This is a genomic window from Litorilituus sediminis, assembly GCF_004295665.1.
In the GTDB taxonomy this organism is placed as follows: Bacteria; Pseudomonadota; Gammaproteobacteria; order Enterobacterales; family Alteromonadaceae; genus Colwellia; species Colwellia sediminis.
In genome coordinates this window covers 1,161,150-1,176,493 of record NZ_CP034759.1, presented here as the reverse complement: position 1 = coordinate 1,176,493, position 15,344 = coordinate 1,161,150, and the positions used below count along the sequence as shown (strand labels likewise).

The 15,344-nt window shown below is 39.9% G+C and carries 14 protein-coding genes; 6 read left to right on the top strand and 8 right to left on the bottom strand.

All coding sequences use genetic code 11. From position 1 onward, the window contains the following. Window positions 1–11 precede the first annotated feature (11 nt). Window positions 12–182 (bottom strand): DUF2986 domain-containing protein, encoded by a 171-nt coding sequence (locus tag EMK97_RS05290; protein ID WP_130600087.1) that lies wholly within the window; start codon window positions 180–182, stop codon window positions 12–14. A 10-nt stretch (window positions 183–192) separates the two neighbouring features. Beyond that, window positions 193–600, bottom strand: a complete 408-nt coding sequence (locus tag EMK97_RS05285) for a hypothetical protein (protein ID WP_130600085.1) — start codon at window positions 598–600, stop codon at window positions 193–195. A 107-nt stretch (window positions 601–707) separates the two neighbouring features. On the opposite strand from EMK97_RS05285, the gene dbpA reads away from it, so the two are divergent. The 4 genes from dbpA (at window position 708) to EMK97_RS05265 (ending at window position 5,146) form a co-directional block, all read left to right on the top strand. Further along, window positions 708–2,123: an ATP-dependent RNA helicase DbpA gene (dbpA, locus tag EMK97_RS05280; RefSeq protein WP_130600083.1), complete on the top strand. Its 1,416-nt coding sequence runs from the start codon at window positions 708–710 to the stop codon at window positions 2,121–2,123. Between the two features lie 64 nt (window positions 2,124–2,187). Beyond that, entirely contained in the window at window positions 2,188–3,252 is a 1,065-nt protein-coding gene (gene zapE / locus EMK97_RS05275; RefSeq protein ID WP_246028892.1) for a cell division protein ZapE, read from the top strand. A gap of 165 nt (window positions 3,253–3,417) precedes the next feature. Beyond that, window positions 3,418–4,257, top strand: a complete 840-nt coding sequence (locus tag EMK97_RS05270; RefSeq protein WP_246028891.1) for a DUF2884 family protein — start codon at window positions 3,418–3,420, stop codon at window positions 4,255–4,257. Between the two features lie 88 nt (window positions 4,258–4,345). After that, entirely contained in the window at window positions 4,346–5,146 is an 801-nt protein-coding gene (locus EMK97_RS05265; RefSeq protein WP_130600079.1) for a tRNA-uridine aminocarboxypropyltransferase, read from the top strand. A 269-nt stretch (window positions 5,147–5,415) separates the two neighbouring features. On the opposite strand, the gene EMK97_RS05260 is transcribed toward EMK97_RS05265, so the two are convergent. After that, a complete protein-coding gene (locus tag EMK97_RS05260; RefSeq protein ID WP_130600077.1) occupies window positions 5,416–6,426 on the bottom strand; it encodes an IS110 family RNA-guided transposase in 1,011 nt (336 codons plus the stop codon). A gap of 85 nt (window positions 6,427–6,511) precedes the next feature. Then, window positions 6,512–7,402, bottom strand: a complete 891-nt coding sequence (locus EMK97_RS05255) for a LysR family transcriptional regulator (RefSeq protein ID WP_130600075.1) — start codon at window positions 7,400–7,402, stop codon at window positions 6,512–6,514. 160 nt (window positions 7,403–7,562) lie between these two features. Between EMK97_RS05255 and EMK97_RS05250 the strand changes: the two genes are divergently transcribed. After that, on the top strand, window positions 7,563–9,065 hold the full coding sequence (locus EMK97_RS05250; protein ID WP_130604384.1) for a CoA-acylating methylmalonate-semialdehyde dehydrogenase: 1,503 nt from the start codon (window positions 7,563–7,565) through the stop codon (window positions 9,063–9,065). A 120-nt stretch (window positions 9,066–9,185) separates the two neighbouring features. Further along, window positions 9,186–10,550: an IS1182 family transposase gene (locus EMK97_RS05245; RefSeq protein ID WP_130598330.1), complete on the top strand. Its 1,365-nt coding sequence runs from the start codon at window positions 9,186–9,188 to the stop codon at window positions 10,548–10,550. Between the two features lie 236 nt (window positions 10,551–10,786). Here the strand turns inward: EMK97_RS05245 and serA are convergent, their stop codons facing one another. The 4 genes from serA to EMK97_RS05225 form a co-directional block, all read right to left on the bottom strand. Then, window positions 10,787–12,040, bottom strand: coding sequence for a phosphoglycerate dehydrogenase (serA, locus tag EMK97_RS05240; RefSeq protein WP_130600073.1), 1,254 nt, complete (start codon window positions 12,038–12,040; stop codon window positions 10,787–10,789). Between the two features lie 172 nt (window positions 12,041–12,212). Then, on the bottom strand, window positions 12,213–12,878 hold the full coding sequence (rpiA, locus tag EMK97_RS05235) for a ribose-5-phosphate isomerase RpiA (RefSeq protein WP_130600071.1): 666 nt from the start codon (window positions 12,876–12,878) through the stop codon (window positions 12,213–12,215). An 83-nt stretch (window positions 12,879–12,961) separates the two neighbouring features. Then, window positions 12,962–13,627 (bottom strand): 5-formyltetrahydrofolate cyclo-ligase, encoded by a 666-nt coding sequence (locus EMK97_RS05230; protein ID WP_246028890.1) that lies wholly within the window; start codon window positions 13,625–13,627, stop codon window positions 12,962–12,964. Window positions 13,628–13,683: 56 nt separating this feature from the next. Beyond that, window positions 13,684–15,129, bottom strand: coding sequence for a peptide MFS transporter (locus tag EMK97_RS05225; RefSeq protein ID WP_130600069.1), 1,446 nt, complete (start codon window positions 15,127–15,129; stop codon window positions 13,684–13,686). Window positions 15,130–15,344 lie beyond the last annotated feature (215 nt).

Genomic DNA, 15,344 nt, shown 5'->3' with positions numbered 1-15,344 from the left:
TATCTCTTCTTTTATTCTGATTCAGGTGTAGATTCAATAGAATCATCAAGTGATTCCTGTTGTGCAAGCTTTTCACGTTCAGTCTTACTGATGTATTTAGGCTTGTTACTTTTATGAAGCTTAGCATTTGCTTTTTTCGCTTTCTTGGTCAGTATATTTTTGATTTTCTTTTTTCTATTCATCACTTTCTCACTAAGCAAACAAACTAATAATAATTAAAGGTAAATAAGGCAGCATAACTGTTGGCTTTAAACTTGACTCTAAATACTCGGCTATTAGAGCTAAAGTGCCACCTCTATTTGCTTGCCATTGACTATAAAGCGGTGATATCAGTAATTCATTTGATGTGTTTAACTGAGACTCTAAATCGGTAATCGCTTTGATTAATCTTGCTTGGTATGTCTTCCAAATTGCTTCTTGTAGCCAAAACAATGCGATGAATACGACAGTGAATATGGCTGCTAAGTTAAATATAAACGTCATAACGCAAGTGATAAGCGCGGTTAATTTGATTATTAATGCCCATTGTTCATATTTTTCAATACTGTCATGTAAGTTAAGCCATTGGCTGTGTTGGGGGGCAAGTTCAGTCTTATTCATTGGTTAGGTTTTTAGTTTTAGCGGTTGAGTATATTTGCTGGTATTATGCGCCCATTAATCTAGCTAGCAAAGCAGTTTTGTTTTAAAAACAATTTAAGGCCAATAATTTGACGACTCAATCACAAGCAAATGACAGCGTATTTTCTTCTTTACCATTAAGTAAAGGTTTACTGACTAACCTGACAACTTTGGGCTATAAGCAGATGACGCCCATTCAAGCGAAAACCTTGCCACTAATGCTCGAAGGTAAAGATGTTATTGGTCAAGGCAAAACAGGCTCAGGCAAAACCGCAGCCTTTGGTTTAGCACTATTACATAAATTGCAAGTGCAGCGCTTTCGGGTTCAGTCGGTTGTGTTATGCCCAACAAGAGAGCTTGCCGATCAAGTAGCGCTTGAAATTAGAAAGCTAGCTCGTGCAATACATAATATAAAGGTGCTGACTTTATGTGGCGGTACACCATTTGGACCTCAAATTGGCTCGCTTGAACATGGTGCTCATATTATTGTTGGTACACCGGGGCGAGTTGAAGAGCACGTATTTAAAGGGACATTGCGATTAGATGATGTCAATATGTTGGTATTAGATGAAGCTGATAGAATGCTAGAAATGGGCTTTCAAGCTGCGCTTGATAATATCATTGGCAGAATACCAACAAAGCGACAAACCTTATTATTTAGTGCTACTTACCCTGAAAAAATTGCGAAAATTAGCGAAAATATTATGAATAGCCCAACATTAATTGAGGTGAAGGGCAGTGAAAATAACACTAACATTAGTCAGCATTTTTATAAGGTTGAAAATGATGTTCATCGCTTGGAAGCTCTGCAATTATTACTGTTAGATTGCCAAGCTTGCTCTAGTGTGGTTTTTTGTAATACTAAAAAAGAAACACAAGAAGTCGCGGATAGCTTAGCTGCAGAAGGTTTCAGTGTTGTTGCTTTACATGGCGACCTTGAACAAAGAGATCGAGAGCAAACATTATTGCGCTTTGCGAATAAAAGTGCCGCTATATTAGTGGCGACGGATGTTGCTGCTCGAGGCTTAGATATTGAAGCGGTAGATCTAGTAATTAATTACCATATCGCAAGGGACAGCGAAGTACATGTACATCGCGTGGGTAGGACGGGGCGTGCTGGAAACCTTGGCAAGGCTTTGTCACTGTTTTCTGATAAAGAAAGCTACAAGCTGGCGTTACTAGAGGATTATTTAGAAAAGGTAATTAAGGCTGAGCAACTTCCTGATGACTCAGTACGCCAATCACCGCCGTTGCAGGCACAAATGGCGACAATTCAAATTGATGGCGGCAAAAAACAAAAGCTTCGCCCTGGCGATATTTTAGGTGCTTTAACTGGCGACAAAGGGATTCAAGGCAAGCTGGTAGGCAAAATTAATGTGTTTGATAATAAAGCTTATGTCGCTGTTGATAAAACAGTTTTAAATGCAGCACTGAAGAAATTATCTAAAGGTAAAATGAAGGGGCGAAATTTTAAGGTAAGGCACTTAGGCTCAACTGGCCGCTAAACTCTAGCTTAACGTATTTCAGATGCTAACAGAGTATAAATTGCTCCTTGAAAAGCAAAAATTGATGCCTGATGAAGCTCAGGTGCTGGCTGTAAATGCTCTGCAAAGGCTGGCGCAACAATTACAAGCGAGCGAGCGTGATGAAATTATTCGCGGGCTATATTTTCATGGCCGGGTTGGACGTGGCAAAACCATGTTAATGGATTTGTTTTATAACAGCTTAGCCATTCATCGCAAGCAACGTGTTCATTTTCATCGCTTTATGGCCGATATCCATCGCAGGCTTAATTTACTCGCCGTTTCAGGGAACAAGATAACAGAGCCATTAACACATGTTGCTAGCTCAATTGCTGCTGAGATAGATTTACTGTGTTTTGATGAGTTTTTTGTCACCGATATCGCCGATGCCATGCTACTTTCTCGGTTACTTGCAGCGCTTTTTCAACATGGCGTGGTATTAGTGGCTACCTCTAACTCCCAGCCAGATGAGCTCTATAAAAATGGTTTGCATCGAGAACGCTTTATCGCAACGATTGCGCTGATTCATCAACATTGCCATGTGATATCGATTGATGGTGAGAGAGACTATCGGTTAATTGTTCATGATCAGCAGTTAAAGCAGCGCAAGTATTTTTTACAAAATGATGATGGTGCTAGTGCCTTAATCACTAGCTATCAGCAAGTAAGTCAAAACGCAAAGCTACAAGCAGGCGCTATCACAGTTAATAACCGTGCAATTGATTATCTGGCAAAGACTGATACTTGTATATTGTTTGATTTTGCTGCTTTGTGTACTGAGGCGAGAAGTCAACTTGATTACATTGTGTTAGCAGATAGCTATAGTGATGTATTTTTGCTTAATGTCCCGCAATTTTCTGGAACGCTAAGCGCCACAGTTACTTCTGGCGTAGAAGATGGTTACCAACGTAAAGGGGATTTACTTGCTAATATGGCTGTGCAAGATGATGAGGCTAGACGTTTTATCGCCTTAGTGGATGAGCTTTATGATCGAAAAGTTAGACTGTTTTTGAGTGCCCAAGTAGACATTAACGATTTGTATCAAGGTAGAGAATTAACCTTCGCGTTTAAACGTTGTCAATCCCGATTACATGAAATGCAAAGTTTCTAGCATGGTTAAAAAGACAATATATTAGTCAATAACACTAATGCAGAGTCATATAATCAATGCTGAATTATATGTTCGTTCTTAACCTTTTGAAAAATATATTAAATTTATATTGGCACTAGAATTGTAATAAAACTGGAAGACAGAATAACTCTATAGGGAATCATTATGATGCAATTACTATCTAAAATAAAAACAACTAAATTATTGCTGCCAGCTGTGTTATCTATGGCGGTAGCTTCTACTGCAGTGCAAGCCCATGATAATTGCGATGTTGATTTGGAAGCTGGCTTTAGCATTAATCAAAGCACTATTAAATTTTTAGATCAGCATGATAAACCACTTTATACCATCAGTAATGATGAGTCGCTCATGGTACAAGGTAAAGAGATAGAATTAAATCAAGGGCAACAAGCGCTAGTAACTCGTTATTCATCAAGCATTCGAGCTATTGTACCTAAGGCTCAAGCTGTGGCTATAGAAGGAGTTGATTTGGCGATTGAAGGCGTTAACTTAGCTTTTAATGAATTGTTAGGTGAAGGCAATAGTCTTGGCAGAGACTTAACTTTAGAGCTTGATCAGATCAGAGCTGAAATTGATACTCGTATGTCAGCTGAACATGGTTTTAGCATAGGTGCAAATGGTATTGATAACGGAGAGTTTTTAGGTGAAGACTTTGAGCAGCGTATTGAATCCGTGGTGGAAAAAGCGGTTATGAATTCAATGGGGAGCTTGTTGGTAGCACTTGGTCAAGAAATGATGTTTGCTGGTGGTGATGCTGATGCCTTTGAAACCCGTATGGAAAATTTTGGTGAAAACATTGAGCAGCAAATGCAGGTACGTGCTGAAAAAATAGAGCACCAAGCGATGGCGCTTTGCCATGCCATTACTGAAATTGATCAATTAGAAGAGCAGATGAAGGCACAAATAAAGCAGTTAGCAGATATTAATGTTATCTCTGTGAGTAAGCACAACACGGCTAAGTCTCGTCATCAGCAGTTAATGTAAGAGAAATACGTTAATTCATTAACTGAGCACTCAACAAAAAGGCTTTGCACTGATACAATGCAAAGCCTTTTTTCTTGGCTGTACTTCTATGCATTCGGTTCATCAACTTTATCAATATCGCAAAAGTCTTAGCACCACAACCTACAAAGCTCGAGGGCAAAGAGTGATCAGGTGTGAGCATTGTCGCCTTGCAAGTCGCTTTTGTATTTGTGAACTATCGCCATTGGCAAAAATTACTGAGGAAAAGAAAAAACAAGATGCTGTAAATAAAGGCGCTGGTTTTTTATTACTCATGTATGACACGGAAGTATTAAAACCGAGTAATACCGGTAAATTAATCGCTGATATTGTCCCAGATACCTATGCTTTTTTATGGGATAGAACCAAAGAAAATACTGAGCTACTTGCTATTTTAAATGATGATACTTGGCAGCCTATGGTTGTTTTTCCAGAGGCTTATGTTGAAGAGGGGAGAGAAGTTGTCAGCAAGGAAGTTGAGTGTGAGCACGGCAAGAGGCCTTTATTTATCATGCTTGATGGCAGTTGGCGAGAGGCGAAAAAAATGTTTAGGAAAAGCCCTTACCTTAATCGATTCCCTGTAATTTCATTTGATCCTGAGCTTGCAAGCCAGTCTAAACAGCTCTCTGTTACGCCGGTAGGGGAAGATTCACGTTATACGGTAAGAAAAACCGAATTAGCACATCAATTTTCTACTGCTGAAGTTGCCGCGCGAGTTCTAGATATGTGTGGCGAGCATCAAAATGCCCATTTACTTGATTTATGGTTTGATGTTTTTAATTTTCAGTACCAAAAAAGTGTTTGTCAACGAAGTAAAGGCAACCCGGCATCGTTAGAGAATTATCAGCAGTATTTGCAAACTATCTTTTAGCAGAGCTATTTATTAAGTCGAGCTCATATATGGTCTCCTCCCGTATTGCAAGGTCTATTAGGTGATAACAGGGACAGGTTTGCTGTCATATATTCGGTCTGTTTATGAGCACTTAATTTATTTGCCCTGACCTAGATGTAAATCGCGCATATTGTCCTTATCAGGTTGTCGGTATTTTACTACCCCTGAGCTCGACAGGTTTTCAATATGCCGGTTTGACCTGTTTAATCATCTACCCATTTACCTTCGCAATTCGCTGAAGAGTATTTCTATAAAGCTTGGTAACTTTCCCCTGAAACGGTTATAGCCCAAGCTATTCTTGCCATTTTATTGGCATAGGCAACACAAGCCTTGTTATGTCCTCGTGTTGCTACGATTCGATTTATCCACTGACTAAGCTTATCTGTTTTATTTTTCGCTCTTGAGACGACTGCTTTAGCACCTTGTACTAGAAGATATCTCAGATAGCGATTTCCCCGCTTGCTTATGCCAAGTAATATGTCTTTACCGCCAGTACTATGCTGACGTGGCACCAAACCAAGTGACGCCGAGACATCTCGTCCTCTTTTATAGTGTCTACCATTACCAACCTCATTGTAGTAGCCGCTAGCGACTATTGGACCAACTCCTGGGATAGTCTGTAGACGCTGACAAGCGTCATTACTTGCTACCTGTTTCTTAATATGCTCGTCATATTGTTTAATAGTTTTATCCAAGTGCACTAGCTGACTATATAACTGAGCTAATACTTGCCTAAATGTACTACTTAAGCTTGATGTCTCATCTAATAAATCAACAACGTCCTTGCGTAAATTTTTGATGCCTTGTTTAATGCTAACTCCATATTCAAGCAGTAACCCACGAATTTGATTAGATAAGGCTGTTCTTTGCCCTATCGCTAATTCCCTGACCTTATGAATAAGCTGATTATCCTGCTCTTCAATGGTTTTTATTGGCACTGCTTTAATATGTGCCTGCTGTGAAGCTACAACAATCGCATATGCGTCGTTGTAGTCATTTTTATTTCCTGTTAAAAACGCTTTTACATGTTGAGCAGGAAGTAGCTTTACCTTATGTCCTAATGAGGCAATCTCTCTACCCCAGTAGTTGGAAGTAGAGCATGCCTCCATGGCAACAATACTTTTTGGTAAGTTTGTCACATAATGGAGCAGTTCCCGACGTTTGACGGCTTTCTTACGGACTATTTTATTTTTAGCGTTACAGCACACCACATGAAATACGTTTTTTGCTATATCTATACCAATTGTTGTAATCTGCATCTGGTCTTCTCCCGTTTTGATTGTATGCAATTCAATCATGGCACTTAAATGCCGAATTAGGGAGGAGACCATCACATCAGGTTAATTATTCAGGTATTAAAAGCCTCTGATGTTTTTCCGTCAGCGCTCTTAAATACTGCCACACCGAGTTTACATGCGATAAACGCTTACTTTCAGGGTGAGTCACTAAGTATAAACTGCGGGTAAGTTTAACTTCTTCAGCACAGACTTTAATTAAACTTGCATCTTGCTCTGCCAAAAAACAAGGCAGAATGCCAATACCTAAACCACTTTTAATTGCACTATATTGGCTGGTAATGCTGGTACTTTGAAAGTGAGGTTTAATGTTGGGGTTGAGATCTTTTAAATAAGCAAGTTGCTCTGTATATAACAAGTTGTCAACGTAGCTTATCCAGCGATAACTGGCTAATTGTGCTAAATCTATCTTGCCCATTACTTTAGTTAAATAACTAGGATGTGCGTAGAGCTGTAACTGATAATCACATAATTTACTGATAATGGTTGAAGTATTTTTGGGTTTATCAACTGCAACTGCAATATCAGCTTCATTACGACTTATTTTAATATTTCGGGCAAAGTGAAGCAGCTCAATTTCAATGTTTGGATACTTTTCTTGGAAGTCACCTAAATGCGGAGCAATAAAAAAGCTGCCAAAGGCTTCGGTTACGCCAATTCTAACTCGGCCACTATCTAATGGATTATGCTCTTTGATATGCGTAAATGCTTGATTTGCATTGAGCTCCATACGCCTCGCAAACTGTAATAACTTTTCACCGTCTAGTGTCAGTACATGACCTTCAGTGGTGCGGCTAAATAGCTTAGTGGCTAGTTGTTCTTCTAATTTATGTAACCTTCTAGATAATGTTGATGCGTCCATAGCTAAACGTTTAGCTGCTATATTGAGCCGTTCTGAGCGCGCTATTTCTAGAAATACTTTTATATCATCCCAATTCATGGTGCTAAATTAGCAATTTTTTTATTGCGTTGCAAATTTGCAAGGTATATTGCATTTATGATTGTTGTTATAAGGGCAATTAAGTTCTACTTTAACTTATCTATTACTTCTCTTGTTGAATTTTCGAGAAGTAGCCATGAATAAACATTGCGAGGTTGTTATGACTATAAGAGAAGTTCCTTTAATTATCGGCGGTGAGAAAGTCCGCTCAAAATCTGATAAGTGGTTAGATGTATTAAACCCGGCAACTCAAGAAGTTGTTGCTCGTGTACCTATTGCAACGCCTGAGGAAGTTAAAGCGGCAGTTGATAGCGCAGAGCAAGCATTTAAGTCGTGGTCACAAGTATCATTAACAAATCGTATGCGTATTATGTTGAATTTCCAACAACTTGTGAGAGAGCACACTCAAGAGCTTGCTGAATTAGTGACGCTTGAACACGGTAAAACCTTACCTGATGCTGAAGGTGAAGTGGGTAGAGCCTTAGAAGCGATTGAAAATGCCTGTTCAGTTACGCGATTACAACTGGGCGAGATGGCTAACAATGCTGCAACGGGCGTTGATACTTATACCCTGAACAAGCCATTAGGTGTTGGTTTAGGCATTACCGCCTTTAACTTCCCGCTCATGTTACCAGCCTTTATGTTCCCGCCGGCGGTTGCTTGTGGTAATACCTTTGTATTAAAGCCATCTGAGCAAGATCCATCATCAACGATTCGTTTTGTTGAGCTTGCCTTAGAAGCTGGTATTCCAGCAGGTGTACTAAATGTTGTGCACGGTGATGCAGGTGTTGTGAATCAATTAATAGAAAGTGATGCGGTTAAGGCGGTTTCTTTTATTGGTTCAACGGCTATAGGAACACAAGTTTACAATCATGCTGCTAAGCACGGCAAACGAGCGCAAGCCATGATGGGTGCTAAAAATCATATGGTAATTATGCCTGATGCTAATAAAGATAGAGCTATCAACGATTTATTAGGCTCAGCCTTTGGTGCTGCGGGCCAGCGTTGTATGGCAAACCCAGTGACTATTTTAGTGGGTGAAGCGCGTAAGTGGCTACCTGAAATCGCCGAACGCGCTAAGTTAATGAAAGTAGGGCCAGGTACACAACGTGATGCTGATTTAGGCCCAGTAGTGTCACCTCAAGCGAAACAACGTATTTTGAATATTTTAAACTCTGGTGTGGAGCAAGGGGCAACCTTATTAGTAGATGGTAGAGATTGTCAGGTAGAAGGCTATCCAGATGGTAACTTTGTTGGTCCGACCATGTTTACTGATGTGACTACCGATATGGATATTTATACGCAAGAAATTTTTGGTCCGGCGCTGTGTGTACTTGAAGCAGAAACCTTAGATGAAGCGATAGAAATTATTAATGCCAATCCAAACGGTAATGGTACATCATTATTTACTTCATCTGGCTGGGCGGCGCGTAAGTTTGAGAACGATATTGACGTAGGGCAGGTTGGTATTAATGTGCCAATTCCAGTGCCAGTAGCTTATTTTAGTTTTACCGGCTCAAGAGGCTCGAAATTAGGTGATTTAGGTCCTAATGGTAAGCAAGTTGTGAGTTTTTGGACTTATACTAAGTCAGTAACTGCTCGATGGTTTGAACCAGATCATCAAGATGGCTCAGCAATTCATACCACTATCAGTTTAAAATAAGCTAATTTATGGGTAAAAAAAACGGTCATTTGTTAATGACCGTCAGACTGATGACAAAGTCCTAGACAGTAGTCTAGGACTTTGATCTAATAAAAACATGGAAAATTACAAAAATTAACCATGTTAAGAGAACCTTCCCCGCAACAACATGAACTCGAAATGGTCACGCTAGACCAGTTAGTTCCAGCCAACCATCTAGTTCGTAAACTCGATAAGTATATTGACTTTGAGTTTATTCGAGATGAAGTCAAAGACTTATATTGCACTGATAATGGTCGTCCTCCGGTGGAGCCAGTCCAGCTATTTAAAATTATGCTACTTGGGTACTTATTTGGTATTAAAAGTGAGCGCCAAATCATCAAAGACATCGAAGTAAATGTCGCGTATCGATGGTTTCTCCGCATGGGGCTTACCGAGAAAGTTATCGATGCCTCAACACTTAGTCAAAATCGTATTCGTCGTTTCAATGGCACAGATGTATTTGAACGTATATTTAATCACATCGTCCAACAAGCCATTAAACATGGTCTAGTTGGGGGCAAAGCCTTATTCACCGACAGCACACACTTAAAAGCAAACGCCAATAAACGAAAGTTCACCAACAAGCTCAAACCCGTCTCAACCAGTGCCTATATTAAGCAAATCAACAAAGCTGTGGAGGCAGACCGTAAAGCGGCTGGAAAAAAGCCACTCAAGGATAAAGGCTATTGTGAGATAAAGCGGAATAAGGTAAGTAAAACCGATAGTGATAGCGGTTATATGCACCGAGATGAAAAGCCAAAAGGTTTTTTCTACCTAGACCACAGAACCGTAGATAACGACTATAACATTATTGTAGATACGCATATTACGCCAGGTAATGTCCACGATTCTCAACCATACATTGCTCGCCTTGATGCCATTGAAAATCGCTTTGCACTATCCCCTGAATTTGTTGGTATTGATGCAGGCTACTTCACAGCGCCCGTCTGTTTTAATCTGGAACAACGTAACATCCAAGGGGTGTTTGGTTACCGTCGTCCTTCACGAACGAAGAATGCCATTAAGAAAAAGCACTTCAAATACGACGAGAAAGCAGATACGTATACCTGCCCGCAAGAGCAAACGTTAATCTACTCGACCACCAGTCGAGAGGGTTACCGAGAATATCATTCTGACCCCAAGGTATGCGTTAATTGCCCTCAATTAAAAGATTGCACTAAGAGTAAAAGTCATAAGAAAGTGATAACACGCCACGTAATGGCTGCGAGTCAAGATCGGGCTAATGAATTTCGCTTAACAAGCCTTGGTAAATACCTTTACAAACGACGATGCGAAACCGTTGAAAGAAGTTTTGCTGATGCAAAGCAACACCATGGTCACAGGTATGCAAGATACCGAGGTAAGCATAATGTTCAAATGCAAGCATATATGGCTGCGGCAGCACAAAATATGAAGAAGATAGCAATGACGCTATCAAATATTCCCCAAATAATGGCAATCTAAAAAGGATAGCCCTTTAAAAGCTCAATTCGAGACATTAACACGCCAAATAGGGAAGATAAGCCCCAAACAAGTCCAGAAAAACCAAATAAAATAGAAAAGACGTGGCTAGAAAAATATCGAGATCGCAGCCTACGGCTGCTCATAAAAGACAAACCCCGAACAGAATGACGGGGTTTGTCAGTAATCTGACGGTCATTTGTTAATGACCGTTTTTTTATGCTCAATAAGCAATAAGACTAGTGTAAAATTCTTGCCCTAATTGTACCATCGACAGCTTTAAGTGCTTTTAGTGCTTGAGCGCTATCTGAGGTTTCAATATCTATTACCACATAACCAATTTTATCATCTGTTTGTAGGTATTGTGCGGCGATATTAATATTGTGCTCGGCAAATGCTTGGTTAATTTGAGTTAGCACGCCTGGCTGGTTGTGATGAATATGCAGTAAGCGGCTTGTGCTTGGCTCACCAGCTACTGCGTGCTCAGGAAGTGATACTTCAGGGAAGTTCACCGCAGATAAACTTGAGCCATTGTCAGAGTATTTCGCTAATTTACTTGCTACTTCAAGGCCAATGTTTGCTTGCGCTTCTTTAGTACTACCACCAATATGCGGTGTTAAAATAACATTATCAAAGGCGCGCAGTGGTGAGATAAACTCTTCATCGTTGCCTTTTGGCTCGACAGGGAATACGTCAATTGCAGCACCAGCTACTTTTTTGCTGGTTAAAGCTTCACTTAATGCGTCAATATCAACCACAGTACCGCGAGAGGCGTTGATAAATATTGCGCCATCTTTCATGGCATTAAATTCTGCTGTGCTGATCATATCTTGTGTCTGCGCTGTTTCAGGCACATGCAAACTAACTACATCAGCTTCAGCTAATAAGGCGTGAAGAGAGAATACTTGGCTAGCATTGCCAAGCGGCAGCTTGGTTTCAATATCATAAAAACGAACTCGCATTCCTAAGGTTTCTGCTAAAATGCCTAATTGCGTTCCTATATGACCATAACCTACGATACCTAGTGTTTTGCCACGCGCTTCTACTGAGCCAGCAGCTGATTTAAACCATTCGCCTCGGTGTGCTTTAGCGCTCTTTTCAGGAATACCACGCAGTAGCAGTAGCGTTTCGCCAAGGACTAATTCAGCAACAGAGCGCGTATTAGAAAATGGTGCGTTGAAGACAGGAATACCACGCTTTTGTGCTGACTGGATATCTACTTGGTTAGTGCCGATACAGAAACAACCAATAGCAACCAGCTTTTTGGCGTGGCTAAGTACTTGGTCAGTTAATTGTGTGCGAGAGCGAATACCTATAAAGTGTACGTCGGCAATTTTTTCAATTAATTCGTCTTGGGCAAGGGAGGTTTTAAGGTACTCAATATTGGAGTAGCCTTTCAACTTTAACTCTTCAACGGCACTTTCATGGACGCCTTCAAGGAGTAGTATCTTGATTTTTTCTTTTGCTAATGAATTTTGAGTTTCTGGGTTCATACAGTTTAGCTTCACTTATTGTTGCACAGGATAAAGTTAATTATTTAGATGGCTAGATTTCTAAATAATAACCTCAACATAACATATAGTGTATAAACTCTAAAGCACTTATTTTGTATAAAATAAGTGCTTATGCAGAAATTAAGTTGTTTTACGCGATTTTCCTGTGTATTTATTCATTTTCACCAATGACTTGAACACCATCTTTTGTACCTAAAACTAAGATGTTGGCGCCGCGCTGAGCAAATAAGCCATTTGTAACTACACCTACAATGGCATTGATTTGAGTTTCTAATTTTTTAGGATCAGTAATTGAAAGGTTATGAACATCAAGAATAACATTGCCATTATCAGTCACAACACCTTGACGATAAACAGGATCTCCGCCAAGTTTTACCAGCTCACGAGCAACATAGCTTCGCGCCATAGGAATTACTTCTACAGGGAGTGGAAACTGTCCTAAAATATCCACTTGCTTTGAATCATCAGCAATACAGATGAATTTTTTAGCGACAGCGGCTACAATTTTTTCTCGGGTTAGGGCAGCACCACCACCTTTAATCATGCTCATATGCTGAGTAATTTCGTCGGCGCCATCAACGTAAACATCAAGTGTGTCTATGCTATTTAGATCGAACACTTCTATACCGTGGGCTTTAAGGCGTTTTGTTGATTCTTCTGAGCTTGAAACTGCACCGGTAATATCATGCTTTATTGTAGCTAAAGCATCAATAAAGTGATTGACCGTAGAGCCTGTACCCACACCGACTACAGTGTCTTTTTCAATAAATTCTAGTGCTTTGATAGCAGAGGCTTTTTTCATTTCATCTTGCGTCATGGTTGTGCCTTAATTAGTCATTAGGAAGAGGGCTAGCAATCGCCAAATTGCTATTTTTTGGCGATTATAGCATTGTGATTGAGCTAACTGCTAGCCTTGCTTTTGTATGTATACTTTACATTTTGTGTTGGTGTAATGATTTCTGGCAAGGGAATATCCCAGCTTTCTGTGGGGACTTTTTCCACTTGTTGGCAGTCATGGGCGATGCCTATCGGGTGAAACTGGCAAGCTTGGTTAGCCTTGTTTGGCGTGTTAGTTTGACTATCAAACCAGTTAGCGAGTGTTCGATCATAAAAACCACCGCCCATACCAAGGCGAGCACCGCTATCATCAAAGGCAACTAATGGAGTAAATAGCACATCTAAATTGCTAACAGGGCAGACTTGACTCACATTCAGTGCTGGCTCATAAATGCCGTATTTATTTGTGATTAACTTTGTTTCTTGTTGGTAGCGAAGGAAAAGCAAATTACCTTGATTAAAAGGGTGTAAAACAGGTAAGTAAACCTCTTTATTTTGCTGCCAGCACCAGTCAATAAATGGTTGCATATCAAGCTCACCATCATTAGCTAAATAGAGGGCTATACGTGTTGCTTTTTGCACTTGATGGTGACTTGTTAGCTGAGCTTTTAATGCTTGGCTAGCTTGTTGTTGTTCATTGACTGTTAGCTGTTTACGCCGTTGTCTAATGTGGCGTCTGATCTCTTTTCTTGAGTCCATTGCTTGTTTACTTATGTTAATTTGAGCCATAAAAAAAGCTGGTAGAGTGCTACCAGCTTTTTCAATTGTAAAATGATTAGTAAAATTTAGCTATGCTGTTTTGATACACCTTCATGTGCAGCAGTTACTTCTAGCTCTTCTTCTAATTTTTCTTCAACGCTATCTGTATGTTGGCCTTCAGCGCCGTGCATCCAATCAACTAACTTACCACTGATCATGTACATAATAATACCTGAAACAATGGCGGTAATAGCAATACCAGAGAAGATAGCTAAGGCGTTGTTGGCAGCTTCATTACCTTCACCGATAAATGAACCAACAAAGGCAGCAACTTTATTTGCTAAAGCAGTAAAGAAGAACCAAATACCCATTAATAATGAAGCTAAACGTAGTGGAGCCAGTTTAGTTACCATAGATAAGCCAATTGGCGATAAACATAACTCACCTAAGGTATGGAATAAATACGCCATGATTAACCATATCATTGAGGTTTTCACGCTAGCATCACCACCTTGCTGTAAAGTAGCGCCAATCATAAAGAAGAAACCGATAGCTAATAAAACTAGAGCTAAGGCAAACTTGACTGGCGAGGTAGGCTCGTTATCACCCATTTTTACCCATATAGAGGCAATGATAGGGGCAAATATTACGATAAAGATAGCGTTAACAGACTGGAACCAACTTGCCGGAACTTCAAATGCGCCAATCATACGATCAGTATATTCATTGGCGAATAAGTTCATTAGGCCGCCAGCTTGTTCAAAACCTGCCCAGAAAATAATGGTAAATACACCCATGATGAAGATTACTTTAATACGATCTCTTTCTTCGGCTGTTAAAGGCTCTTTTTTATTACTTTCACTTGATTGTTGCGCAAGTTTTGCCGCAGGCACAATACCTATGTTACCAAGGTATTTTTTACCAAAGGTAAGTTGCATGATAACACTGATAACCATACCAACACCAGCAGCAACAAAACCATATTGCCATTCTGCTTTTTCAGCGATAGTACCAACAACAAGTGGTGCGAAAGCTGCACCTAAGTTGATACCCATATAGAAGATAGTGAATGCGCCATCGCGACGGTGATCGCCTTCATTATATAAATCACCTACCATGGTAGAGATATTTGGCTTAAATAGACCATTACCACATACTAATAGGCCTAGACCTATGTAGAACATTTCGATTTCGAAGCCTTCAACAAAATGATGTGGTGTACCTAGTGCAAACTGGCCTAAAGCCATTAACACACCACCAATGATGATTGAGCGTCGTTGCCCTAAATGATTATCTGCTAGCCAACCACCAATCAATGGTGTTAAGTACACTAGCATAGTAAAAGTACCGTATAGGCTGAGTGCATCAGCTCGACTAAAGCCTAGCCCGCCATGTTCAACTAAATCTACTAAATAAAGTACAAGAATGGCGCGCATACCGTAGTAACTGAAGCGTTCCCACATTTCCGTACCAAATAAAAGGAAGAGTCCTTTTGGATGGCCTAAAAAAGTTCCCACATTAGGTTTGTTCATATAATTATCCTAAATTTTCTCAAAAATTCTTTGCGTTAGCGCTTATTAAAATGAAAACAAAAAAATATTCAATGAGCTGTTATACCTATGTGCAGGAGGAAAGGCAAGTTTCAGGGTAAATCTACTCGCTAAATAGGCTTGGCAATGTAGAGAAATCTTTCCTAATAGTGTTTGTTGGCTGTTGAAGGAGGTATCTTGTGCTTTTTATTCAATTA